General features: G+C 71.2%; 23 protein-coding genes. 11 read left to right on the forward strand and 12 right to left on the reverse strand.

Annotated features, from left to right (window positions below; all coding sequences use genetic code 11):
* Positions 1-92 precede the first annotated feature (92 nt).
* From erm to FH610_RS18880, 4 genes are all read left to right on the forward strand, one after another.
* Positions 93-869, forward strand: coding sequence for a 23S ribosomal RNA methyltransferase Erm (erm, locus tag FH610_RS18865; RefSeq protein WP_139575831.1), 777 nt, complete (start codon positions 93-95; stop codon positions 867-869).
* A 47-nt stretch (positions 870-916) separates the two neighbouring features.
* Positions 917-1,369: an NUDIX domain-containing protein gene (locus FH610_RS18870; RefSeq protein ID WP_139575832.1), complete on the forward strand. Its 453-nt coding sequence runs from the start codon at positions 917-919 to the stop codon at positions 1,367-1,369.
* 246 nt (positions 1,370-1,615) lie between these two features.
* A complete protein-coding gene (locus FH610_RS18875) occupies positions 1,616-2,572 on the forward strand; it encodes a hypothetical protein (RefSeq protein ID WP_139575833.1) in 957 nt (318 codons plus the stop codon).
* Between the two features lie 234 nt (positions 2,573-2,806).
* Positions 2,807-3,631: a hypothetical protein gene (locus FH610_RS18880; protein WP_139575834.1), complete on the forward strand. Its 825-nt coding sequence runs from the start codon at positions 2,807-2,809 to the stop codon at positions 3,629-3,631.
* A gap of 17 nt (positions 3,632-3,648) precedes the next feature.
* Here the strand turns inward: FH610_RS18880 and FH610_RS18885 are convergent, their stop codons facing one another.
* Positions 3,649-4,575, reverse strand: coding sequence for a TIGR03564 family F420-dependent LLM class oxidoreductase (locus FH610_RS18885; protein WP_139575835.1), 927 nt, complete (start codon positions 4,573-4,575; stop codon positions 3,649-3,651).
* 223 nt (positions 4,576-4,798) lie between these two features.
* On the opposite strand from FH610_RS18885, the gene FH610_RS18890 reads away from it, so the two are divergent.
* Together FH610_RS18890 and FH610_RS18895 are read left to right on the forward strand one after the other, a co-directional pair.
* A complete protein-coding gene (locus tag FH610_RS18890; protein ID WP_139575836.1) occupies positions 4,799-5,368 on the forward strand; it encodes a TetR/AcrR family transcriptional regulator in 570 nt (189 codons plus the stop codon).
* The gene (locus tag FH610_RS18895) at positions 5,365-5,907 is read left to right on the forward strand and encodes an MOSC domain-containing protein (protein WP_139575837.1); all 543 of its coding nucleotides are present in this window, start codon (positions 5,365-5,367) and stop codon (positions 5,905-5,907) included. The genes FH610_RS18890 and FH610_RS18895 overlap by 4 nt, the downstream gene beginning before the upstream one ends.
* A gap of 69 nt (positions 5,908-5,976) precedes the next feature.
* On the opposite strand, the gene FH610_RS18900 is transcribed toward FH610_RS18895, so the two are convergent.
* Positions 5,977-6,342, reverse strand: coding sequence for a MerR family transcriptional regulator (locus FH610_RS18900; RefSeq protein ID WP_139575838.1), 366 nt, complete (start codon positions 6,340-6,342; stop codon positions 5,977-5,979).
* Positions 6,343-6,398: 56 nt separating this feature from the next.
* Here FH610_RS18900 and FH610_RS18905 point away from each other — a divergent pair, with 56 nt between their 5' ends.
* Positions 6,399-7,265, forward strand: coding sequence for a polysaccharide deacetylase family protein (locus tag FH610_RS18905; RefSeq protein WP_139575839.1), 867 nt, complete (start codon positions 6,399-6,401; stop codon positions 7,263-7,265).
* A 57-nt stretch (positions 7,266-7,322) separates the two neighbouring features.
* Here FH610_RS18905 and FH610_RS18910 read toward each other — a convergent pair whose 3' ends face one another.
* The 6 genes from FH610_RS18910 to FH610_RS18935 form a co-directional block, all read right to left on the reverse strand.
* Entirely contained in the window at positions 7,323-7,673 is a 351-nt protein-coding gene (locus tag FH610_RS18910; RefSeq protein ID WP_139575840.1) for a hypothetical protein, read from the reverse strand.
* Between the two features lie 24 nt (positions 7,674-7,697).
* Positions 7,698-8,378: a uracil-DNA glycosylase gene (locus FH610_RS18915; RefSeq protein ID WP_139575841.1), complete on the reverse strand. Its 681-nt coding sequence runs from the start codon at positions 8,376-8,378 to the stop codon at positions 7,698-7,700.
* Positions 8,379-8,561: 183 nt separating this feature from the next.
* Positions 8,562-9,449: a carbohydrate ABC transporter permease gene (locus FH610_RS18920; RefSeq protein ID WP_139575842.1), complete on the reverse strand. Its 888-nt coding sequence runs from the start codon at positions 9,447-9,449 to the stop codon at positions 8,562-8,564.
* Entirely contained in the window at positions 9,446-11,008 is a 1,563-nt protein-coding gene (locus FH610_RS18925; RefSeq protein WP_240809054.1) for an ABC transporter permease, read from the reverse strand. Before FH610_RS18925 ends, FH610_RS18920 begins: the two co-directional genes overlap by 4 nt.
* A 13-nt stretch (positions 11,009-11,021) precedes the next feature.
* Positions 11,022-12,350 carry an ABC transporter substrate-binding protein gene (locus FH610_RS18930; RefSeq protein WP_139575843.1) on the reverse strand — a complete coding sequence of 443 codons (1,329 nt, stop codon included), beginning with the start codon at positions 12,348-12,350 and terminating at the stop codon, positions 11,022-11,024.
* A gap of 2 nt (positions 12,351-12,352) precedes the next feature.
* Positions 12,353-13,615: an ABC transporter substrate-binding protein gene (locus FH610_RS18935; RefSeq protein WP_139575844.1), complete on the reverse strand. Its 1,263-nt coding sequence runs from the start codon at positions 13,613-13,615 to the stop codon at positions 12,353-12,355.
* 135 nt (positions 13,616-13,750) lie between these two features.
* On the opposite strand from FH610_RS18935, the gene FH610_RS18940 reads away from it, so the two are divergent.
* The 3 genes from FH610_RS18940 to FH610_RS18950 all read left to right on the forward strand — a co-directional run bounded on the left by FH610_RS18940 (position 13,751) and on the right by FH610_RS18950 (position 17,353).
* Positions 13,751-14,257, forward strand: a complete 507-nt coding sequence (locus FH610_RS18940; protein ID WP_139575845.1) for a PadR family transcriptional regulator — start codon at positions 13,751-13,753, stop codon at positions 14,255-14,257.
* Positions 14,254-15,003, forward strand: coding sequence for an ABC transporter ATP-binding protein (locus tag FH610_RS18945; protein ID WP_139575846.1), 750 nt, complete (start codon positions 14,254-14,256; stop codon positions 15,001-15,003). The genes FH610_RS18940 and FH610_RS18945 overlap by 4 nt, the downstream gene beginning before the upstream one ends.
* A 76-nt stretch (positions 15,004-15,079) precedes the next feature.
* Complete coding sequence (locus FH610_RS18950; RefSeq protein ID WP_139575847.1) at positions 15,080-17,353, forward strand: FtsX-like permease family protein; 2,274 nt, start codon at positions 15,080-15,082, stop codon at positions 17,351-17,353.
* Positions 17,354-17,366: 13 nt separating this feature from the next.
* Here FH610_RS18950 and treS read toward each other — a convergent pair whose 3' ends face one another.
* The 4 genes from treS to FH610_RS18970 all read right to left on the reverse strand — a co-directional run bounded on the left by treS (position 17,367) and on the right by FH610_RS18970 (position 21,798).
* The gene (gene treS / locus FH610_RS18955) at positions 17,367-19,106 is read right to left on the reverse strand and encodes a maltose alpha-D-glucosyltransferase (protein ID WP_139575848.1); all 1,740 of its coding nucleotides are present in this window, start codon (positions 19,104-19,106) and stop codon (positions 17,367-17,369) included.
* A 211-nt stretch (positions 19,107-19,317) separates the two neighbouring features.
* Positions 19,318-21,006, reverse strand: coding sequence for an asparagine synthetase B family protein (locus FH610_RS18960; RefSeq protein WP_139575849.1), 1,689 nt, complete (start codon positions 21,004-21,006; stop codon positions 19,318-19,320).
* A gap of 163 nt (positions 21,007-21,169) precedes the next feature.
* Positions 21,170-21,478, reverse strand: coding sequence for a helix-turn-helix domain-containing protein (locus tag FH610_RS18965; RefSeq protein WP_420813727.1), 309 nt, complete (start codon positions 21,476-21,478; stop codon positions 21,170-21,172).
* Positions 21,475-21,798: a type II toxin-antitoxin system RelE/ParE family toxin gene (locus tag FH610_RS18970; RefSeq protein WP_139575850.1), complete on the reverse strand. Its 324-nt coding sequence runs from the start codon at positions 21,796-21,798 to the stop codon at positions 21,475-21,477. Before FH610_RS18970 ends, FH610_RS18965 begins: the two co-directional genes overlap by 4 nt.
* A 300-nt stretch (positions 21,799-22,098) precedes the next feature.
* Here FH610_RS18970 and FH610_RS18975 point away from each other — a divergent pair, with 300 nt between their 5' ends.
* Positions 22,099-24,120 carry a glycosyltransferase gene (locus tag FH610_RS18975; RefSeq protein ID WP_139575851.1) on the forward strand — a complete coding sequence of 674 codons (2,022 nt, stop codon included), beginning with the start codon at positions 22,099-22,101 and terminating at the stop codon, positions 24,118-24,120.
* The last annotated feature ends 51 nt before the right edge of the window (positions 24,121-24,171 follow it).

Below are 24,171 nucleotides of genomic sequence, written 5' to 3' on the forward strand. Positions count from 1 at the left end.
TTCCTCTTGTACGGCTCCGCCGCCATCGGTGTCCTCGCCGGTGCGGCGCTTCGCGCTGCCCGGCTCCGATCGCGCACTCGCGGAGCACTTCCATGGTTCATCAGAGCGGACGGCACGAGCTCGGCCAGAACTTCCTCGTCGACCGCACGGTCATCGCCCACATCGGGAGACTTGTCGCCGGGACGGCCGGCCCGATCGTCGAGGTCGGCGCGGGGGACGGGGCGCTGACGCTTCCCCTGAGCCGGTACGGCAGGCCGGTGACGGCGGTCGAGGTCGATTCCGGGCGGGCACGCCGGCTGGCCCGGCGCGTTCCCGCGAACGTCACCGTCGTCAACGCCGACATCCTGCGGTTCCGGTTTCCCCGGCATCCTCACGTGGTCGCCGGAAACCTGCCGTTCCATCTCACGACCTCGATCATGCGGCGGCTCCTCGCGGCGTCCGACTGGAGGACGGCGGTGCTGCTGGTCCAGTGGGAGGTCGCCCGGCGGCGGGCCGGCGTGGGCGGCGCCAGCATGCTGACCGCCGCCTGGTGGCCGTGGTACGCGTTCGAGGTGCATGCGCGGGTGCCGGCCCGCTCGTTCCGGCCCGCCCCCTCGGTCGACGGCGGCCTGCTCACCATGACGCGCAGAGCCGTACCCCTCGTCGCCGAGCGAGGCCCGTACCAGGATCTCGTGCGCCGGGTCTTCACCGGGCGCGGTCGCGGCCTCACGGAGATCCTCGAACGCACGGGGAGCCTGGACCGCCAGGCCGTACGCTCCTGGGCGCGTGACGCGCGGGTGACGCCGCACGCGCTGCCCAAGGACCTGACCGCCGGACAGTGGGCGTCCCTCTGGCAGGAAGTGACCCGGCGTCGGCGGCCCGGCCTGTGATGATGTCCTTCTCACTGCTGGGGTCACCGTGGACGAAGGGATTCAACGTGAACGATCTGGTCGCCCGGCTGTGGCGGAGCATCGGCGGTTCGGTGCAGTGGCGACTGCTGTGGCTTTCGCAGGCGAAGTTCATGGTCGGCGTCACGGGGATCGTTCGCGACGGAGACGGGCGGGTGCTGTTGCTCCGGCATCGGTTGTGGCCGGAAGGCAGGCAGTGGGGGCTGCCCACCGGCTGTGCCGTCAAGGGGGAGACGTTCCAGGAGACGGTCGTCCGGGAGGTGCGCGAAGAGACCGGCTTGAAGGTGCGTGTCGGTGAGCTCGTCCAGCTCAAGAGCGGCTACCGGCTGCGGGTCGAGGTGGCGTACGAGGCCGAGTTCGCGGGCGGCACGATGAAGATCGACCCCAAGGAGATCCTGGAAGCGCGGTGGTTCGCGCCGGCCGACCTGCCGGAAGGAACCCTGGAGTCCCATCGGCTCCTGATCTTCGGCAAGGTCGATTAGGTGGTCGCCGGGCAGGCCCGTTGACCGGCGACCTGTGGACCAGGGCGATGTGGCGCGGAGATTCGCCCGTTCTGTTCGCCGGCTGTCCACAGAGCGGCGTTCGGGTGGGACGGGCGACGGCGGATTCGCGCAGGCTGTGGCCCTGCGGAAGTGCGAGGAGCGGTAGGTGCGAGGCCGCCTGCTCCTGCCGCACTTCCCGCGGCCGCTTCGGCGGTTGCAGGTGCAGCACGTCGCGGAGGAGGAGCCATGCGAATCACCTATCCCGTGCCCGCGCAGACCTCGTCGGTCTTCGTCGTCGTCACGGACCGCACGCCGACCGATCTCTCGTCGATCGTCCCCTGGCGGATGGGGCCGTCCCACCGGCGCGCCGCCAGGGACGCGCTCGGCACGCCCCGGCTGACGCTGGAGGTGTTCCGGTCGGCGCGGTCCCCATGGCGGCGGATGGACCTGGACGCCGAGGACCTCAGACGGGTGAGACGGGCCCGTCATCACGTGGTGGTGACGAGCATCGCCCCCGTGGAGGAACAACCCGAGGCCGCCCAGGTCGCACGGGCGGCCGCGCGCGGGGTCGCGGAGGCCTACCACGGCGGGTTGTACGACCCGCTCACGGGAGCGGCCGTCTACCACTGCGCCGAGTGCCCGGGGGAGCGGCGTGACTTCCGCCTCGGCGACGACTGGCTGGGCTGGCGGGTCTCGTGCGCCGGCGAGGAACACGCCTGCGGCCTCGGCGCTGCCGCACCTGTGGGAGCCGATATCGACGGGAGCTGCTCGTGCCTCGTCACGACCTCGCGCGGCCTGCGGCGTTTCGGTCTGCCGGAGATCACGCTGACCGGCCTCGCCTGCGCCCACAGCCTGTGCGCGGTCACGGTCCTGCGCACCGTGGCCGAGTCGCTGCTCGCGGGCCACCTCGCCTGGCTGTCCACCGGCCTTCTGACGCCCTGCCGCGGCGTGGCCCGCCGCCTTCGGGTGGCGGGAATGGACTACGCCGTGCTGTCGGGCGGAGCGGACCTGGAAAGCGGGCCCTCCCACATTCCCGGTGCCGAGGACGGGTCCCCGCCCGGCACGCCGGACGAGGAGAGCGGGCTCCTGCGCGTACGTCTCACGCCGGCCGCCGCCACCCGCTCCTGTCTCAGGCTCCGCCTGCCGGGCGGTCACGACGGAAACCCCCACCCCCGTCATTCCCCGGGCCTGTTGGTCGCCTGAGTCGGCTTCCGGGGCAGAGCGGCAGAATCACCGGCAAGATCGTGCTGGTCCCCTGAGCAGGTGATCAGGCGGCGCGGCGGGAACGTTCGGGCGGCTGTCGGACGTCTGTGAAGTGTGACCCCTTTCGCTGCTGTCGATGACGAGATCCGGGACGCGCGGGACCGCGCCAGACGCCGGGACCAGCTCACCCGGCAGCGTGCCACTCTCCTGACTCAGATCGAGGAGGTCCGTGGCATGCTCGCCGATCTGGAGCGGCAGCTCGCCAAGGAGGATCGCGACGTCGCCAAGCTGGAACAGGGCGGCTTCGCCGCCTTCCTGGCGGGTCTGACCGGGAGCAAGGAGGAGCGCCTGGCGCGGGAACGGGCCGAAGCGGTGGCGGCCCGCCAGCGGGTCACCGGTCAGCGCACCCGCCTGGAGTGGCTCACCGGGGATCTGCGAACCACCGACCAGGGCCTCGCGGACCTCGGCGACCCGCATCACGAGCTGGAGGCGCTGCTCGCCCGCAAGGAACGGATGCTGGTCGAGTCGGGCGATCCGCGCGGGCGGGAGCTGGCCGACATCGCCGCCCGGCTGTCGAGCGTGAGCGCCGACCTGCGCGAGCACCAGGAGGCGCAGCAGGCCGGGGTCGCCGCGGGCGAGGCGGTCGGCTATGTCCTGCGGCATCTGGGCAGCGCCCGCGGCGCCTCTACCTGGGACATGTTCAGCAACGGCGGCGGCTTCGCCGACATGGTCGAGCACGGGCACCTGCGCCAGGCCGACGAGGCGGCCTGGCACGCGCAGGGTGCCCTCGACCGGTTCTCCCGCGAGCTGGCCGACATCGGCGCCGGCGCCGCGCCCCAGTTGCCGAAGGTGGACACGCGCTGGTTCGCCGACGTCTTCTTCGACAACATCATCACCGACGCCATCAAGCACCAGCGGATCGCCCGTACGGCGGAGGCGGTGCGTGAGGTCGCCGAGTGGGTCGCGGCGATGGTCAACCAGGTGTCCGCCCGCTGTGGAGAGCTGACCCGTCAGCAGGAGTCCCTCGCCCGGCGGCGCCAGGAGGTCCTGAGCTCCTGACCGGTCCCGCCCGGCTCTCACATCGAGTGACCGGCTGATCGGGCGAGGCCGGCGAGCACCGCCAGGGTGCGTTCCTGTTCGCGCGCGTCACCGTAGGGCGACGCGGCGAACTCGGTGACACCCGCCTCGGCGAGCCGCCGGATCCGGCGGACGACCGCCTGCTCGTCGCCGACGATCACGACGTCTTCCGGGCCGTCCACGCCCTCCCGGTCGAGCACGGCCCGATACTCGGGCACCTGGCCCGCCAGCCCGAACTCCCCGGCGATCCGCCGCCGGACGCCCTCTTCGTCGTCCGTCACGCAGACGATCAGCCCGGCGACGACGCGGGGAGATGGGCGCCCGGCGGAGTGGGCCGCCCGCGTGACCGTCGGGACGATGTGGCCGGCCAGGGTGCGGGGGCCGGTCATCCAGGTCACCACCCCGTCCGCGTGCTCGCCCGCCAGGCGCAGCATGGCGGGGCCGAGCGCGGCCAGCAGCACGGGCGGCGGCGCGGCGCCGGGAACGTTCACCGCGCCCTCCGCTGTGAACGTCTCGCCCCGATGACTCACCTGCTCGCCCCTGAGCAGGGGACGGAGCACCGACAGGTATTCGCGCATCCGGGCGACGGGCCCCTCGGCGGAAAGGCCGAACATCGTCCGCGTCATCATCGCGATCCCCACGCCGATGCCGAGGGTGAGCCGGTTCCCCGTCGCCGCCTGGACGCTCAGGGCCTGGCTCGCCAGCACCAGTGGATGACGCGCGGGCACCGGCACGACGGAAGAGCCCAGCGCGATGCCCGGCACCTGGGCGCCCGCCATGGCCAGCGCGGTCAGCGCGTCCCATCCGAGCGCCTGGGCCGACCAGGCGGTGGCGAAACCGGCGTCCGCCGCCGCACGCACCTGGCCGGCGAATTCCTCCGCCGTCACGGCTCCCCGCACCTCCCCGACGAGAACACCGATCCTCATCGAACACCTCACTTCCACGATCGCAACCGGAGAACCTCTCCGGCTGAGGCGCGGCTAGAATACGGAGAACCTCTCCGGATGGCAATGTGAGGGTGAAATGACGACCGAGAGTGCCAGGGCCCGTCGGCGGCAGGCGAACCAGACGGCGAGCGACGCGGGGTCACCGGCCGCTGGGCCGGCGGGCGACCCGAGCTCACCGGCCGATGCTCCCGGGAGCCGGCGGATGCGGGCCGACGCGAGGGGCAACCGCGAACGCGTGCTTCGCGCCGCCAGAGCCGCCTTCGCCCAGCACGGAGCCCAGGCGTCGCTCAACAAGATCGCGCAGAGCGCGGGGGTGGGCCCGGGCACGTTGTATCGCCATTTCCCCACCCTCGGAGCCCTGCTCGTGGCGATCATCGGGGACGACGTGGCGGTGCTCTGCGAAAAGGGGCGTGACCTGCTCGACCACGCGTCGCCGGCGGAGGCGCTGCGCACCTGGCTGCGGGCCGTGGCCGAGCACGCGACCGCGATGCGGGGCCTGGTGGCCGCCCGGATGGCCGTACCGCCCGCGCCGGACGCCGACGCGGCGCTCGCGGCGTGCCACGAGCGGATCCGGGCCACCGGGGCCGCCCTGCTCGAACGCGCGCAACGAAACGGCGCGGTGCCCGGCGACATCGAGATCGGCGACCTCCTCACGCTGGTCAACGCGATCGCGTGGGTCAGCGAGCAGGCCCCGTGTGACGAATATCTGCTTGACCGCCTCCTCGCCCTCGTGCGCGGAATGGAGCCATCGCCCCAAGAGGAGGAGACATGACGAGCAGAGTGACGGCGGTGAGCCGCAGCGCCACCCATACCTTCAGCAAGACTCCGCTGGAGTCGATCCGGCTGCTGGCGGGCCTGGGCGTCGAGGGGGACGCCCATGCCGGGGTGACCGTGAAGCACCGGTCGCGGGTCGCCCGCGATCCCAGCCGGCCGAACCTGCGCCAGGTGCACCTGGTCCAGGCGGAGCTGCACGACGAACTGCGCGAGGCGGGCTTCGCCGTACGGGAGGGGGACATGGGGGAGAACGTCACCACCAGGGGTGTCGATCTGCTCGCGTTGCCCACCGGGACCCGGCTGCACCTCGGAGAGGCGGCCGTCGTCGAGGTGACCGGCCTGCGCAACCCCTGCGTGCAACTCGACGGTTTCCAGGACGGGCTGATGAAGGCCGTGCTGGACCGGGACGAGGAGGGCAATCTGGTGCGCAAGGCCGGGGTCATGGGCGTCGTCGTCGCGGGCGGCGAGGTCCGGCCCGGCGACCCCATTCGGGTAGAGCCGCCGGCCGGACCCCACCAGCCTCTTCGGCCGGTATGAGCGAGGCAGGCGCCTGCCTGCGGTCCTGCGACGCCTGCGCGGTCCTGTGACGCCTGGGCGTCGTGACGCCTACCCGCGGGCCTGTGAGGCCGCGTTGATCACCTCGTCGAGGACGTCGCGCGAGTTGACCAGATCCGTGATCATGCGGTCGATGCGGGCCCGCTCGGCGACAAGGTCGGTGACCAGCCGGGGCGTGGCGACCGCGGAGGGGCCGCCGTCGGCGTCACGCATGCAGGGCAGCAGCTGTGCGATCTTCTTGCTGTGCAGGCCCGCCGCGAACAGTTCCTGGATCCGGATGACGCGATCGACCGCCTGCTCGGGATACTCCCGCTGGCCGCCGGGCGTACGCTCGGCCACCAGCAGCCCCTGCTGCTCGTAGTAGCGCAGCGACCGCTCGCTCACTCCGGTGCGCCGCGCCAGCTCGCCGATCCGCATCGCATCACCCCCGCGGGCTTGAACCTGACATCGATGTTAGATCCTACCGTCGGGGTATGGAGAACACGCTTTTCGACTACAGCCCGATCACCGAACGCCCCACGATCAGCTGGCCGGGCGGCGCCAGGGTCGCCGTCTATATCGGCCTCAACGTCGAGCACTTCCTGGTCGACCGCCCGTCCACCAGCATCTGGCCGGGTACGGCCGACCTCGTCCCCGACGCGCTCAACTACGGCTGGCGCGATTATGGGGCCAGGGTCGGCATCTGGCGGGTCGCCGACATCCTGGACCGGCACGGCATCAGGGCCAGCGTCCTGCTCAACTCCGCCGTCGCCGAGCACTACCCCCAGATCGTCAAGGCCGGCCTCGACCGCGACTGGGCCTGGCTCCTGCACGGCCGGACCAACTCGATCCTGCACGCCGGCATGTCCCTGGAGGAGGAACGCCGTCTCCTCACGGAGATGGCCGACACCGTCGCGGAGGCCACCGGCCGGCGGCCACGCGGCTGGATGGGCCCCGGCCTGACCGAGACCTTCGACACGCCGACGCTGCTCGCCGAGCTGGGGTTCGGCTACCTGCTGGACTGGACCAATGACGACCAGCCATACCCGTTGAACGTGCCCGGGATGATCAGCGTCCCCTACTCGGTCGAGCTCAACGACCTGCTCCTGTTCGACAGGGGTGTCACGGGGCCGGAGTTCGTCCAGATCGTCAGGGACCAGTACGAGCAGTTGCGTGCCGACGCCGAACACAGCGGCAGGGTCATGGCGCTGGCCCTGCACCCCTTCGTCATCGGGCAGGCGTTCCGGGCCAAGTATCTCGATCAGGCGCTGGCCTATCTCGCCGCGCAGCCCGACGTCTGGCTCACCACCAGCGACGAGATCGCGGCGCACTACCAGCGCACGATCGGCCGGCCCGTGTGAGGGCCCGGCCGACGGGGCCGGCCCGACGCCCTCTCGTGGACCGGCCTCGGCGCGGCCTCAGTGGATGTGGCCCGGCTCGTCGTGGTCGTGGTCGTGGTCGTCCTCGTCCTCCAGGACGCCCTCCGACGGCTCGACGCCGAGCATCGCCTCCCGCGGCTCGACCTCGGCGACGTGCTCGACCAGGCCCAGCACGTGGTCGGGCTCGATCAGCCACTGCAGGGCCGCCGCGCCCGTTTCGTCGGAGTTGACCAGCTCGATCTGCTCCTGCCGCTCGGCGTCGTCCAGCTCGGCCTGGGGGTCGCGGATCTCGGCGAGCGCCGCCGCCTGCAGCGCGTCGACATCGAGGACCTCGACCACCAGGTCGACGGTGAGCCGCAGGTAGCGACCGGTGTCCGTTCCATCGCTCATGGTGGTGATCCTATCGGCAAGCCGTCACGGCAGTTTCCACTCGACCGGCGCCGCGCCCTGCTGCTCCAGCAGGGCGTTGGCCCGGCTGAACGGACGGGAGCCGAAGAACCCGCTGCGCGCCGACAGCGGGCTGGGGTGGGCCGACTCGACGCACGGCACGTCCCCCAGCATGGGCCGCAGGTTGCGGGCGTCACGACCCCACAGGATCGCCACGAGCGGCCCGCCCCGCTCGACCAGCGCCTTGATGGCCTGCTCGGTCACCTCTTCCCAGCCCTTGCCCCGGTGGGAGGCGGGCTTGCCGGGCATCACCGTCAGCACCCTGTTGAGCAGGAGCACGCCCTGCTCGGTCCACGGGGTGAGGTCGCCGTTCGAGGGCGGCGTGGGGTGGCCGAGGTCGGCCATGTACTCCTTGAAGATGTTGACCAGGCTGCCCGGAAGCGGCCGTACGTCGGGGGCCACGGAGAAGCTCAGCCCGACCGGGTGTCCGGGGGTGGGGTAGGGATCCTGGCCGACGATCAGCACCCGGACCTCGCTCAGCGGCTGCTGGAACGCGCGGAGGACGTTGTCCCCCGCCGGGAGATACTGGCGGCCTTCCGCGATCTCCTGCCTGAGGAAGTCGCCCATGGCGGCGATCCGCCCGGCCACGGGTGCGAGGGCCTCGGCCCACCCGGCTTCCACGAGTTCGTGCAACGGACGTCCTGACATGTCCGCGCACTCTATCGGCTTTTCGGCCCCCGTACGGCCCTGCGGCGGAAAGATCGGATGCCCGCTTACCCCCGTGAAGCGGGCATCCGACGCCCTTCCGGCACGGCTTGCCACACACGGGACATTTCCCGTGTCGACCGCGGTGATGCCGGAGGCCCCGGACGATTCGGGGCCTCCGGCCGGTCACTTGACCGAGCCCGCGAGCATGCCCTGCACGAAATACCGCTGGAAGGCGAAGAACAGCACCAGCGGGATGATGAGCGACAGGAACGCGCCCGGCGCGAGGATGTCCACGTTCGTGCCGAACTGTCGCATCTGGGATTGCAGTGCCTTCGTCATCGGCTGGTTCTCGGTGTCGGCGAACACCAGCGCGACGAGCAGGTCGTTCCACACCCACAGGAACTGGAAGATGCCGAGCGACGCGATCGCGGGCTTGGCCAGCGGGAACACCACGGTGGCGAAGATCCGCCACTCCGGCGCGCCGTCCATCCGCGCCGCCTCGAGCAGCTCGCGCGGAATGCCCACGAAGAAGTTGCGCAGCAGGAAGATGGCGAACGGCAGGCCGAACGCCACATGGAACAGCACGACCCCGAGAATCGAGCCGAAGATCCCGAGGAATCCGTACAGCTTGGCGATGGGGATCAGGGCGATCTGCACCGGGACGACCAGCAGGGCGATGACCACGAGGAACACCAGGTCCCTGCCGGGGAACTCGATCCAGGCGAACGCGTACCCCGCCATGGCCGCGATGCCGATCACCAGCAGCGTCGCCGGCACCGTGATGAGGACGGTGTTCCAGAACGACGAGCCGAAGCCCGACGCGAGCAGGTTCGAGTAGTTGTCGAACGTGAGCTGCGCGGGTTTGGTGAACAGCGTCCACCAGCCGGAGGAGTTGTTGTCGGTCTCGCCGCGCAGCGAGACGACGAGCAGCCCGAGAGTCGGGAGCAGCCAGAAGAGCGCGACCAGGATCATGAAGACCTGGACCAGGCCGCCGCCGAGGCGGTCGACCGCCCGCGTGAACAGGCCGCGCCGCATCGGCTGCGCGTGCCGTGGTTCGGCCAGGGTCGTCATCCCTCGTCCCTCCTGAACCGGCGGATGTTGAAGATCATGAACGGCACCACCAGCACGAGCAGGAAGATCGACAGCGCGCTGCCCAGGCCCTGGTTGCCGCCGCCGCCGAACGACACGCGCCACATCTCCAGCGCGACCACGTTGGCCTGCGGCTGCACCGAGCCGGGGGCGATGATGAACACCAGGTCGAACACCTTCAGCACATTGATGATCATGGTGACGAAGACGACGAGCAGCACCGGCGACAGCAGCGGCACGGTGATCCGGCGGAACACCTGCCACTCGGTCGCGCCGTCGATCCTGGCCGCCTCCAGGGCGTCACGGGGGATCGCCGACAACCCGGCCGCGATCAGCACCATCGCGAACCCGGCCCACACCCAGATGTACGCGCCGATGATCGCGGGAGTGATCAGCGACGGCCCCAGCCAGGTGAGCCCGTTGAAGGGCGCCGTGAAGTTCGACTGCGGCAGCCGTACGACATAGGAGCCGGCGGGGAGGCCGGAGAAGCGGAACGTGCCGTCGGCGGCCGTCTCGGTCGTCGCCTTGACCGCGCCGCCGGAGACCGCCTCGACCGTGACGCCGGCCAGGCCCTTCTCCTGCGGGTCGATCTGGTTCAGCGTGCCTCCGCCGCCGCGGACGACGTCGAGCCAGACCGTGCCGCTCAGGCCGTCGCCGCCGGGGGCGGCCTTGGCGGGCGCGGCGTCCTTCACCGCGTCCTGGGTCAGGCCGACGAGCGGGATCAGCACCGGAGTGCCGGCCTGCGCCTGCTGCCTCGTCACCACCGCGCCGCCCTGCACGACCGCGGGCGCCTGATCGTTCTCCCGTGGCCGGGCCCCGGGATAACCCGCGCTGGAGGAGAACGCGTCGTGGACGGTCGTGATGATGGCGTTGGCCACGCCCTTGTCCGGGTCCTGCTCGTACACCAGGCGGAAGATGACCCCGGCGGCGAGCAGGGAGACGGCCATCGGCATGAACAGCACCAGCTTGAACGCCGTGGACCAGCGGATGCGCTCGGTGAGCACCGCGAAGACCAGGCCGAGCGCGGTGACGACGATCGGGGCCACCACGACCCAGATGACGTTGTTCCTGATCGTGGTGAGCGTCGAGGAGTCGGTGAAGATCGAGACGTAGTTGCCCAGTCCGACGAAGCGGTCGCCGGTGGCGTCGAAGAGGCTGCGCCAGATCGAGTAGACGACCGGATAGATCATCCAAGCGACGAGCAGCAGCACCGCCGGCAGCAGGAACGTCACCGCCAGTCTCGGCGACGGGCCGAGGCGCGCGGGCGCCTGCGCCGCGCCCGCCGTGGCGACCGCGCCGGGCGGGGCCGCCGTCGCGTACCCCGCCGCCGCCGGACCCGCCGGCGACTCCTCGGAAGCGGTCAGGGAGTCCGAGGCGGCCGGGGTGTCGGAGGCGGCCGGGGTGTCGGAGCCGGAGAGGGGCGCTCCCGGCTGGGGGGAGTCGGAGGAAGGATCTGCGGGGGGTTCGCTCGGGCCGGAGGAGGCCCCGGCGGCGGATTCTCCGCCGCCGGCGGCCTGCGGGCCGTCCAACCGTTCGGTCACGGCCGTCCTTCCTTTACTTCTTGAAGGCCTTGGCGGCGTCCGCCTCGAGCTTCTCCTGCGCGCCCTTCACGTCGGAGGGGTTGCGGAGGAAGTCCTGCAGGTCCTTCCACTCGCCCTTGCCGTCGGTGCCGCCGAAGGCGCTGGGGGCGAGGTCGGACATGTCGTATCGCACCGACTCACCGGCCGAGATGATCGTCTGGGCGAGCTGCTTGGTCAGGTCGTCGGGGTAGTTGTCGGGGGAGACGTTGCGGTTGGGGGACAGGTAGCCGGGCTGCTTGGCCCAGACCTCGCCGCCCTCCTTGGACGCCAGGTACTCCACGAGCGCCTGCGCGCCCTTGTTGTCCTTCATCACCACCGCGACGTCGCCGCCGAGGATGACCGGAGCGGTGTCGCCGGCCTTCGGGAACGGCATGATCTTGGCTTCCTCGCCGACCTTGGCGCCCGACTGGCCCAGGGAGGCGGCGACGAAGTCGGCCTCGATGACCATCGCGGCCTTCTTCTGGGCGTACACCTGGGTGACGCAGGTCGGGAAGTCGGTCTGCAGCGCGCCGGACGAGCCGCCGAGCATGAACTCCTTCTTGCCGAAGACCTGCGCCAGCTTCTCCAGGGCGGTCTTGACCGAGGCGTCGGTCCACGGGATCTCGTGCTTGGAGAGCTTGTCGTAGTTCTCCGGGCCCGCGGTGGACAGGTAGACGTTCTCGAACAGGTCGGTCAGCGTCCAGCCGGAGGCGGCGCACAGCGCGAACGGCGAGACGCCGGAGTCGGACAGCGTCTGGGCGTTCTTGATCAGGTCGTCCCAGCTGGACGCGGGCTGGGCGCCGGCGTCGTCGTAGGCCGACTGGCGATACCAGACGAGCGACTTGTGCGCCGCCTTGACGAGCACGCCGTACACCTGGCCCTTGGCGGAGCCGAGCTCCTTCCAGTACGGCGTGTAGTTCTGGTCGATCTGCGCCTGCACCTCGGCGGACAGCGGCTTGAGCGCGTTCTCGTCGGCGTACTGCTGCACCAGGCCCGGCTGCGGCAGGATCGCGACGTCCGGAGGGTTGCCGCCCTGGATGCGGGGGCCGAGGTAGGCGCCGGTGTCCTCACCGGTGGAGGCGTAGGTGACCTTGGCGCCGGTCTTCTCCTCGAACGCCTTGAGCACCTTCTCGAAGTTGGCCTGCTCGTCGCCGGTCCACTTCGCGGCGACCTCGACCTTCATACCCTCCAAGGGCTTGGCGGCGCCGCCGCCGGCGGCCGGGGCGCTGCCCGAGGCCGCAGGCTGGCCGCCGGTGTCGCTGCCGCACGCGGCGGCGGCGGCGAGAGCGAGGCACGCGACCATGATGGGGGGGAGTTTCCGCATATCTATCCTCCGAACTGGATGACCTCGCCGAGCCCCTGTTTCAGGTCGGCGACGGTCTCGTCTACGGGTTTGGCGAGAGTGAGCGCGCCGGAGACGGCGCTGGAGATCAGCAGGCTGACCTGGTTGTAGTCGGCGGTGACCGGCCTGGGCCGGGCCGAGACGATCGCCTCCTTGAGCGCGGGCAGGTAGGGGAACCGCTCGATGAGCTCCGGGTCGTCGTACAGCTCCGCCCACACCGGCGGGAACGAGCCCTCGGTGAGCACGAGCCGCTCGTTGTCGAGGCCGGTGAAGTAGCGGATGAAGTCGAGTGCCGACTTCTGCCGCTTCGAGAAGGCGCTGACGGCGAGGTTGTAGCCGCCCAGCGAGCTGGATCCGGGCCCGTTCAGGCCGGGCAGCCGGGCGACCGAGAACTTCCCGGCCAGTTTCGAGTGGGCGGCCGGTCCGTACGCGTGGGGCCAGTTGCGGGCGAACAGCAGTCGCCCCTCCTGGAAGGCGAGCCGGGACTCCTCCTCCTTGTACGTCAGCGCCTCGCGGGGGATCCACCCCTCCTTGACGCCGCCGACGAGGAAGTCGAGCGCGGCCCGCGCGCTGCCGAGGTCCATCGTGACCGTGCGGGCGTCCGGGCCGAGGATCGACCCGCCCGCCGACTGGACGGCTTCGGCGAAGTTGACGGTCAGTCCCTCGTACGGCAGGAACTGCCCGGCATATCCTCCGATGTGATACTTCGCGCTCAGGCGGGAGGCCTGTTCGCGCAGCTCCGCCCAGGTCTTGGGCGGCTTCAGGTGCTCTTTCTTCAGGATGTCCGACCGGTAGTAGAGCAGGCCGGCGTTGCTGGTGTACGGCGCGGCCCACAGCCTGTCGCGGTAGATGGCGGTGTCCGCGACGCCCTTGAGCAGCTTGTCCAGGGGGAACAGGCTACGGTCGAGCGGCACGATCCAGCCGGCGTCGGCGAACTCCGCCGTCCAGATCACGTCGAGCGCGAGCACGTCGTAGACGGCGTTGTGCGCCTGCAGGTTGGCCACCATCTGGGCGCGCTGCTCGTCGGCCGCCTCGGGCAGTTCGAGCAGCGACACCGGCTCGTCCGGGTGCGCCTGGTTCCACCGGTCCAGCAGTGGGCGGAGATACGCGGTGGTGTCCCTGCCGATCGCCAGAGTGATCGGCCCGGTGCCGTCGCTGCCCACAGCGGACTCGGTGCCGGTGTCGGCGAGCCCGGCGCACCCGGCCACCAGGAAGGTGGCCAGAACGGCGAGGGCTCGGCGAACCATGTGGCCTCCGTATGAAAAGCCGGTTACATACGTGTTAGGTAGGTGCATGCATGTTATGCATAGCGATAATGTGAGCGTCAACGGATGAGCTCGTAACGCTCCGATAACTGCTCGATACGGCTTGGGGGTGGGCGCGTGCGGCAGTCGCTGCTGGCGCTCCTTGCGAAGGAACCTGCCCACGGATACGAGCTGAAACAGGCACTCGAAACGATCTTCGGTGGGGCCTACCCGTCGCCCAACATCGGCCAGATCTACGTGACCCTGGGCCGGCTGGAGAAGGACGGGTACGTCCGGTCGGTCGACGTCGAGCAGGCCAACCGGCCGAACAAGAAGGTCTACTACATCACCGCCGCCGGCCGGGAGGCGCTGGAGACCTGGGTCGAGGAGCCCACCGAGGGTCCCCGGGTGCGTGACGAGTTCTTCATGAAGCTCGTGCTGGCTCCGATGACCGGGCTGTCCGATCGCATGGCCTTGGTGAACCGGCAGCGACGGCACTACCTTGCGCTCATGAGAGACCTCCGCGAGCTGGCCGAGCGCACCGACCCGGCCAATCGCGTCGCGCTGCTGCTCATCGAGGGAGCCATGCTCCACCTGCAGGCCGACCTCGACTGGCTCGAACGCTGCCAGGAGGACCTGCCATGACCGCCGACGCTCCCGTCGTACGGGCCGTCAACGTGGTGAAGATCTACCAGACCGGCGGGCTGCCCGTGCCCGCCGTACGCGGGGTCGACCTGACCGTCGAGGCGGGGGAGTTCGTCGCCATCATGGGCCCGTCCGGGTCGGGCAAATCCACGCTCGTCCACATGCTCGGCGGCCTGGACACGCGCACCAGCGGCGAGATCTGGCTGGACGGCAGGCGGGCGGACACGCTCTCCGAGAGCGGGTGGGCGGTGCTCCGCCGGGAGAAGATCGGCTTCGTCTTCCAGTTCTTCAACCTGGTCGCCAACATGACCGTGGCCGACAATGTCGAGCTTCCCGCGCTGCTGGGCGGCGTCTCGCCCCGGCAGGCCAAGGAACGGCGCGACTATCTCCTCGGCGAGCTCGGCCTGGCCGACCGCGCCGAGGCGTCCCCCGCGCAGCTCAGCGGGGGCGAGCAGCAGCGGGTCGCGCTGGCCCGCGCGCTCGCGAACCAGCCTCGGCTGCTGCTGGCCGACGAGCCGACCGGCAACCTCGACAGCCGCAACACCCGCGACGTGCTGCGCCTGCTCGGCAAGGTGCACGGGCAGGGCCAGACGATCGTGCTGGTCACCCACGACGCACGAGTGGCGAGCATGGCCGACCGCGTCGTCAGCCTGCTGGACGGCCAGATCGTCGACGACGGCGCGATCCCGAAGTCGCGCCGGCGCCCCTTGGGAGCGGCCGGAGACGTCGTGGAGCTGCGCAGTTGAGATCGTCCGGCCACCATGCTCCCCCGGCCACACGCCCGAAGAGTTCGCAGAGCCCGGACCGGCACGAGGGGGCCGCTTGATCACGACGAGGACCGCGGAGCTGCGGTGGATCCGCGCGGACCTGCGGGCGCGCCGGGGCCAGGCCGCGCTCACGGTCCTCGCGGTGGCGGGGATCGTCACCGCCCTGATCATCGCGGCCACGTTGCTGGAGGACGGCACCAACCCCTGGCGCGGCCTGTTCGAGCGCAGCAACGGCGCGCACATCTGGATCCACAGCAAGGACGTCCCCGACGTGTCCGCGCTGCGCCGCCTGAACGGCGTGACCGACGTCGCCGGGCCCTACCACAGCGCGCCCGCCACGCTGGTCACCCGCGGCCGGCGGGTGCCGATCACCCTGCAGGAGACGCCGGCGGCCTTCCCCGCCGTGGCCCGCCCACTCCTGCGTGAGGGCCGCTGGCTCGACGTGCGCACCCCGAACGGCGTGGTCGTCGAACGGTCGTTCGCCCGCGCTCTCGGCCTGCGGCCGGGCAGCCCGTTCACCGTCACCGGACTGAACGGCGCGACCCACGCGCTGACCGTCGCCGGGCTGGCGGAAAGCGGCGACCAGGGGTTCTATCCGGAGTGGACCCCGGGCCTGGCCTGGACGCTCGGGCAGACGCTGAACGTGGTCGAGCCCGCGCCCGGCCGCACCGAGACCGTGACCGGGCTGCGCCTCGCCGATCCCGCCACCACCGATCTCGTCGTCCAGCGGGCCGTCTTCACGATGCGCAACCAGGTGCAGCGGGTGACGACCTGGCGCGAGGTGCGGGCCTCCATGGAGCTGGACAACCGGCTGCTCGGCCTGCTGCTCGCGCTGTTCGGCGGCGCGGGCCTGGCCGCCGCCGCGCTGGCGCTCGCCAACGCCGCCGGAGGCCGGGTGCTGATGCAGTTGCGCGACATCGCCACGCTCAAGTCGCTCGGCTTCACCCGGGGCCAGGTGGTCCGGATGCTCGTCACCGAGCACGGCACGCTCGGGTTGCTCGGCATCGCCGCCGGCGCGGTCGTCGCCCGGCTGATCACGGCGTACGCCATGGGGGAGACGGTCGTCGTGCCGCTGTCGGCCGGCCCGCTCGCCGCGATCATCGTGGGGACGTCGCTGACGGTGCTGATCGCGGTGCTGATCCCGGCCTGGCGCGGCGGGCGCACCCCGCCGATCCCGGCCGCCCCGGCGGCGCCGCCGCGCGGGCACCTGTCGCGGCTGGCCCGGGTCGCCCTGCTCGTACGGCTGCCGCCCGCTCTCGTCCTCGGCGCCAGGGACGCCTTCACCCGCAGGACGCCCGCCGCGCTCACGGTGTGCGGCGTCGCCATCCCGATGATGATGATCACGATAGGGCTCGGCTGCTGGACGACCCTGGACGACTTCATCCGCCACCCGGAGAGCGTGGGCCAGGCGGCGGCCCTGACCGTCCGGCCGGGCGAGCTGACCGCCGAGGAGGCGCGCCAGCGCGCGATGGCCGATCAGGACGTGGTCGCGGCCTACCCGGGCGCCGAACTCGACGCGCTCGTCCCCTGGCAGACCAGGACCGTGCGGACCAGGGCGCTCGGCCTGTCCTCCGACCCGTACCCCTTCCCGGTCGTCGAGGGCCGGATGTTCGCCGACCGGGGCGAGGCGGTCGCCGGGCAGGGCCTGCTCGACCTCCTCGGCGTACGGATCGGCGACCGGGTCCGCATGACGATCGGGGGCACCCCGCTGATCGTGCGGATCGTGGGCCGGGTGGTCGAGCCCGAGCAGGACGGCGAGGTGCTGTCGTTCGGGGTGGACAGCCTGGCGGCCAAGGACGCGCTGCCGCCCCAGTTCTACGCCCTGGTGCTGCGGCCCGGCGCCGACGCGGCCCAGGTGCGGGCCCGCCTGCAGGGGCAGGGGCTGGAGGTGGCCCAGGCGGTGAACCCGGCCGACCGGCTCGCGGTCATCCGCGTGATCATCGTCGCGCTGGTCGCCGTGCTGGCCCTGATCGGGCTGGCCAGCCTGCTGACGGCCAGCGCGCTCGGACTGCGCGACCACGTCTTCGACCTGGCCGTGCTCAAGGCGATGGGCCTGACTCCCCGTCAGGTGACGGCCACGCTGGTCACCGCCACCGGCCTGCCCGCGGCGGTGGGGGTCGTGCTGGGGGCCGCGGCGGGGGCGTCCTGGTCGCGGTGGCTGATCGACCTGGAGGGCCGCGGCAGCGGCGTCGGCGCCGGCATCGGCCGGGCCCCGACGCCCGGCATGCTCGCCGCGACCCTCCTGATCGCGATCGGCGCGGCGTTGCTGGTGGCGCTGATCCCCGCCAGGCGGGCGGCACGGGCGCGGGTGCCCGTCACCGCCCGCTGAGGCGTGCGGCCCCTCAGGTGTCCGGGGACCTGCGCAGGGACAGCCAGTAGAAGCCGTAGCCCGGCAGCGTGAGCAGGTAGGGCAGGTCGCCGACCGTCGGGAAGGAGACGCCGCCCCGGCACTCGACCGGGGTGACCCCGGCGAAGCGCCGCAGATCGAGCTCGACCGGCTGGGCGAAGCGCGACAGGTTGTTGACGCACAGGACCACGTCGTCGCCCTCCTCCCGCAGGAAGGTCAGCACACTGGGGTTCGGCGACCACAGCTCGGTGTAGTCGCCGGTGCCGAAGATCGCGTGCTCGCGCCTGATCTGCAGCATCCGCCGGGTGAAGTGCAGCAGCGACGACTCGCTCTTGGTCTGGGCCTCGACGTTGACCGACTGGTAGCCGTACACCGGGTCCATGACCACCGGCAGGTAGAGCCGGCCGGGGTCGGCCTCGGAGAACCCGGCGTTGCGGTCCGGGGTCCACTGCATCGGCGTGCGGACCGCGTCGCGGTCCTCCAGCCAGATGTTGTCGCCCATGCCGATCTCGTCGCCGTAGTACATGACCGGCGAGCCCGGCATGCTGAGCAGCAGCGCGGTGAACAGCTCGATCTGGTCCCTGTCGTTCTCCAGCAGGGGGGCCAGGCGCCGCCGGATGCCGAGGTAGGCGCGCATGCGCGGGTCCTTGGCGTACTCGGCGTGCATGTAGTCGCGCTCTTCCTCGGTCACCGTCTCGAGCGTCAGCTCGTCGTGGTTGCGGAGGAAGATGCCCCACTGGGCGCTTTCCGGCAGCTTCGGGGTGCGCGACATGATCTCGGAGATCGGCTCGCGGCTCTGTCGGCGCACGGCCATGAAGATGCGCGGCATCAGCGGGAAGTGGAAGGCCATGTGGCACTCGTCGCCGCCCACGGTGGGGTCGCCGAAGTACTCGACCACGTCCTCGGGCCAGCCGTTGGCCTCGGCGAGCAGCACCCGGTCGGGGTAGATCCGGTCCACCTCGGCGCGGATCCTCTTGAGGTAGTCGTGCGTCTCCGGCAGCCCGGCGCAGGAGGTGCCCTCGCGCTCGAACAGGTAGGGCACCGCGTCCAGCCGGAAGCCGTCGACGCCCAGGTCGAGCCAGAAGCGGATGACCTCCATCATCGCGTCCTGGACGGCCGGGTTGTCGTAGTTCAGGTCGGGCTGGTGGTGGAAGAACCGGTGCCAGTAGTACTGCTTGCGCACCGGGTCGTACGTCCAGTTCGACTCCTCGGAGCCCACGAAGACGATGGGAACGCCCGAGTATTTGTCCGGGTCGTCCGACCAGACGTAGAAGTCTCCGTACGGACCGTCCGGGTCGGTGCGGGACGCCTGGAACCACGGGTGCTGGTCGCTGGTGTGGTTCATGACCAGGTCGGTGATGACCCGCAGGCCGCGCTCGTGCGCGGCCTCGATCAGCTTCACGAAGTCGCCGAGGTCGCCGAACTCCGGAAGGATCTTGAGGTAGTCGGAGATGTCGTAGCCGCCGTCCTTGAGCGGGGACTCGTAGAGCGGCAGCAGCCAGAGGCAGTCGACCCCGAGCCAGTTGAGGTAGTCGAGCTTCTCGATCAGCCCGCGCAGGTCGCCGGTGCCGTCGCCGTTGGAATCCTTGAAGCCGCGGACCAGTACCTCGTAGAAGACCGCGCGCTTGTACCAGCGTGGGTCCTGGGAGGTGAAATCGGTGATCTCCGGGAGATCGCCGGTGGTGGCGCCGAACGACCCGGGAACCGGGTCAGGGCAGGGCGCAGCAGCGTTCATCTGGTTCTCGCTTGAGGAAAGAAGGAGCGTGTTGTCAGGTCACACCCGAGCTTTGAAGCTCTCGCCACGATGTTTGGCTCTATTTGACCAAAACTACCACTAGAAGTGGCCTGACCGAAAAGGCTGACGCCGGTCTGACATGCAGTTTTTACCTGTTTTCAGGTGATCACGGACTGCTACCGCACACACGCGCCCCAGGACTGTGCGGGGGCTACCCTCCCGACTGCGCAGGCCAGGGCGGGGTGAGGTCGCCGAGCACGTCCTCGTAGTCGGCCAGCCAGGCCCCGAACGCCGCCAGGGCGCGCAGCCAGAACCGCGAGTTCCACGACCCGAAGGCGGTCAGCGCGTCCGGCCCGCCGGCGATCGCGTCGAGCATCTGGGGCGACATCAGCCCGGGGATCCCCGCGGCCTTGACCAGCATCCGATGGTTCCACTCGCGGGCGACCGGCCCGTTCGAGCGCAACGGCACCCGGCGGTTCGGCAGCAGCGGGGTGTTGGTCGAGGGCAGCGCCGCCACGCGGGGGTTGGCGGCCCGGAGGACCTCCCGGTAGAACTTGCCGCCCTCCTTGCGGGCGACCGGCACAGACAGCGCCGCGTCGAAGAACTCCGGGTGCAGGAACGGGAAGACCGGGGTCGCCTCGGGGCCGACGAGGTTGACCGGCGACCGGGCGATGCCCCGCACGGTCCGGGTGTGGAGCACGCTCAACGGCAGCTCGGCCCGGTGCCCGTGCAGCATCGAGGTCGCCCGGGTGAACGCCGTACGGACCCGGTCGTCCATCCATGCGGCGGCGGCCTCGCCGAGCACGGGGATGTGGGCGTCGCCGGTCGCCAGCGCCTTCAGCAGCGCCTCGCGGCGGGACGCGCCCGTCCCCGCGCCCACGGCGTCCGCCGTGATCAGGAAGTTCTTCATCAGCGGGCCGCCCGCCAGGCCGTCCACCAGCGCCCGGCCGGCGCCGTGCACCTCGCGGGCGAAGGGGGAGTACCACGCGTGGTGGCTGGTGAGGAACTCCAGGCGCCGGGCCGCCCACAGCGCCTCCTGTGGGTAGGCGGCCGGGTCCTGCGGCATGATCCGGTGGGGGATGCCCAGCTCGCGGGTGATGTAGCGGGCGAAGTCGATGTCGTTGTCCAGCCCGTCGTCGGGGCTGGTGGTCCACGACTCGACGTCCATCTTCCTGTCCACCGCCACGCTGGCCAGCAGCCGCGAGTCATACCCGCCGCTCACCGGCACCAGCACCCGCTCGTACGGCTTGAGCGCGTCGTGCAGCAGCGCGACCAGGTCGCCGCCCGTCACGCCCCGGTCCACCGGCTCCTCCCGCACCCAGCGCGGGGCCCGCCGGTCGGCCCGCAGCCTGCGCTCGCGCCGCGACCAGGTCAGCGCGGTCGCGCCGGGCAGGCGCCGGATCTGGCGGTAGGGCGTGTCCTCAAGCAGCGGGTAGGTCAGCGTGAGGATCGCCGCCCACGCCTCCCAGTTCACCTCGTAGGGCCGCCGGGCCAGCGCGAGGAGCGGCTCGATCAGCGAGGAGAAGTAGACGGCGTCGCCGTCCTGGAGGTAGTAGACGTCGACCAGGCCGAGACCGCCCGTGTGCAGGCTCACCGCGTCGGGCTCGTCCACCAGGCCCGGGGTTTCGTACGTCTCCGCGACGCGCAGCCACGCGTTCGCCCGGGGCTCGCCCCCGGTCTCCGGCCGCCGGCCGCCCCACGCGTGCGCGGTCGTCCGGGCTCCCGTGGCGTACGGTGCCAGGGCGGCCGACGCGAGCAGCGCGGCCTCCGGAGCGGCGTGCACGGCCTGGACGGCCGGCCCCGACCGTGCCAGCAGGTCGAGCGTTGCCTGCTCGAAGGGCCCGACGGCCCCGCAGACGTACGGTCTGGCCTGGAATCGCGGCCACTCACCCTTGCGCACGGTTTGCCCTCCCTTGAACCGCAGCCGAGTCTACGGACCCCCGCGCCTCCGCGTCGTCCGCCACCGGGGTGCGGTCCTGCTCCGGGCCCCGCCTCCACATGACCCGTACGCGTCTCTCGCATTCGAAGGTCCGAGCGTTGGCGCCCAGTAGGTGGGGGGCGGGCTAACTTGCCTCCTGGAGGGGCTGGAATTGAACACTGAGCCGGACCTCGAGGGCTTCGGCGAGGCGTTCCAGCATGGGAAGGGTGGGCATGGTGCCGCCGGCTTCGAAGCGGGCGACCGCAGGTTGCTTGAGACCCGCGCGTTCGGCCAGCTCCGTCTGTGTCAGGCCGAGTTCCTCGCGACGTCGCCGCACCGCGTCGCCGAGTTCGAAGCGGAGGCGAGCGGCCTCGTAAGCGGCTCCGGCACCAGGACGATTCATGATCTCGGCGCGTTTGTCCGACCATGCCCTACGCTCGTCCACGTCGATCACTCCTCGTCCGCCGTGTGCGCCTCCGCGATACATCGCCGCATTGCCCGCACAGCTCGCTCGATCTCGGCCGTTTCCCGCATCCGCTGCTTGCGGAAGACCGTGAGCAGAATGATGCGTCTTCCCGGCGCGATCCAGTAGGTGATGCGGACCGCGTCTCGAGAGAGGTGGAATCGCAGTTCCCGAAGCTTGCCGCATAGCTGCCGGGTGTACGGCTCGTCGAGAAGCACGCCGCGCTCGGCCAGCAGATCGACATAGAAGACGGCAGTCTCCTGGTCGTCCTGACTGAGCGAGTCGAACCACTCGTCGATCTCGGGTTCCAACTCCGCCTTTCCCCCGACTCATAACACGGACGTTATAAGGAAGGCAAGTGTCGTGTCTCCCGGATCGTGAATCGGATCGAAATTCCAGGTAAAGCTGCCTCTGCAGGGCAACGGTCGCATGATCGGCGGCGACTCGGTCGCCGATCTCGTGGCGAGCTGGTCACGGAGCGGCCGGGGTGTCGGTCGCCGGGGGATGTGGCGGACGAGGTGGAGGAGGTCTCGGCTCTGCCTGAGAGCGATCAGGACGTTCTGCGAATATTGTGACTCTGGTCCTGAAGGTCTACCGCGGAGTCACCCCCTATGAGCGAGGTAAGCGAGCCGGCAGCCGGACAGCCCGAGCGGAGCGACCCGGCGGCGCTGCGGCAGGCGCTGGCGGAGGCGGTGGAGCGGGCCTCCGGCGCGGCGGAGCTCGCCCGGCTGATCAGCGACTACCAGCGGCGGCTGGAGGAGGTGGCGCGCTCGGAGGCCGAGGCGCTGACGAAGATGCGTGAGGCCGAGGCGCGGCTGAAGACGGTCGAGCGGCAGAACGCGCAGCTCGCCAAGCAGCTCGCGGAGCAGAAGTACCAGACCGAGGTCGCCAACTGGAAGCTCGCCTCGCTCCAGGAGAGCCGGTGGAGCAAACTCGGCGACGCGATCCACAGCAAGAACCCCGGCTCGGTGGCCAGGACCCTCAAGGCGCCGATCAGGAAGCGCCCCGCGCCCAAGCGCTCGGACTTCAAGCCCGAGATCCCCGCCGTCCCCGAGGTGAAGGCGGCCCCCGCCGCGCCCGAGCCCAAGGCCCCGCAGGTCTCCGCGCCGCTCGCCGAGTCGTTCGTGGTCCCCAAGGGCCCGACGGCCCGGCCGTACATGACGGTCGCCGCGATCGTGGACCGGCAGACCGAGGCGCTGCTGCGGTACGAGTGGCGGCTGGTGACCAACTTCGGCCCGGACAACTGGGAGGCCATGCTCGACCAGCAGCGGCCGCACGTGCTGTTCGTCGAGTCCGTACGGCCCGGCCCCCGGCAGGGCAACGGCGGACGCTGGCTGGAGGCGCTGGCCGGGGAGACGCGGGCGCTGCGCGACCTGGTGGCGGCCTGCCACAAGCGGGGGGTCAAGACGGTCTTCTGGCACTCCGGCGGCGCGGTGTCGCGGGCGTTTCCGGCGGCCGAGCACTTCGAGTACGTGCTGGCCACCACCGAGGCCCGGGCCCGCGAGTGGCGCTCGGCGCTGCGGCACGACCGGGTCGGCGTGCTCCCGCACGCGATCCAGCCCCGCGTGCACAACCCCATCCCCGCCGAGGGCGGAAGGACCGGGGAGATCGTCACCCTCGGCACGGTCACCCCTCCGTCCGGCGGCGCGGCCTGGCAGCCGCTGGCGGGGCAGGACGACGACACGACGGCGTACGACGACGTGCTGACGGCCTACCGGCAGCCGGCCCTGGTGATCGCGGGCGCCGACGCCGAGCCGAGGGTGATAGGGGAGGTCGCGGCCTGCGGCACCCCGGTGCTCCAGGTGCGGGCCGGGGCCAAGGGCGAGGAGATCCTCGCGGCGGCCGAGATCCTCATGGCCGACGCCGGACGGCTGGCCAGGGAGGCCCATCTCGCCTGGCGGGCCCGCACCAGCGTCACCCCGCTGCTCGACCCGGTCCTCGACACCCTCGGCGTGCCGAGCGTGCGGAACAGCGGCGTGATCACGGCGATCACCGCCGTCTCGGACCCGGCGGAGCTGGACCGCCTGCTCGCCCAGGTCACCCGCCAGGTCGAACGGCCCGGCCAGATCGTGATCGTGTCGGACGGCCTGGACGCGGGCCTGGTGGACAAGACGGTCCGCCAGGCGTGCCCGGACCTCGACGTCGTGGTCCGCGCCACGCAGGAGCCGGTCACCCGGGGCGCCGCCCTCGACCGCGCGATCAGGCTCGCCGACGGCGACTACGTGGCCGTGCTCGACGCCAGGGACCTGTACGGCGAGCACTACCTGGCCGACCTCGTGCGGCACTTCGCCTCCACCGACGCCGAGGTGCTGGGGAAGGCGTCGTTCTACGCCCACCTGCCGGAGACCGGCGCGACCCTGCTGCGCCAGCCGGGGGCCGAGCACCGGTTCCTGCCCGAGGTGGCCGGCGGCACCGTGCTGGCCCGCCGCCAGATCCTCACCGACCTCGGCTTCGCCGACGTCTCCGAGGAGTGGGGCGAGGTCCTGATGCGGCAGTGCCGTACGGACGGGGTGCGGGTCTACTCGGCCGACCGGTACTCCTACGTCTGTGTCCGCGACTCGGCGGAGGGCTCGCTGCTCGGCTCGGCGCGCATGGAGGGATACGTCCCGGCCGAGCCCCTCGCCCTGCTTTAGGCCACGGGGCCGAGGCTTCAGACCGCGGGGCCGAGGTCGAGCACGGCCTTG

The organism is Microbispora catharanthi, from assembly GCF_006334915.2.
GTDB lineage: Bacteria > Actinomycetota > Actinomycetes > Streptosporangiales > Streptosporangiaceae > Microbispora > Microbispora catharanthi.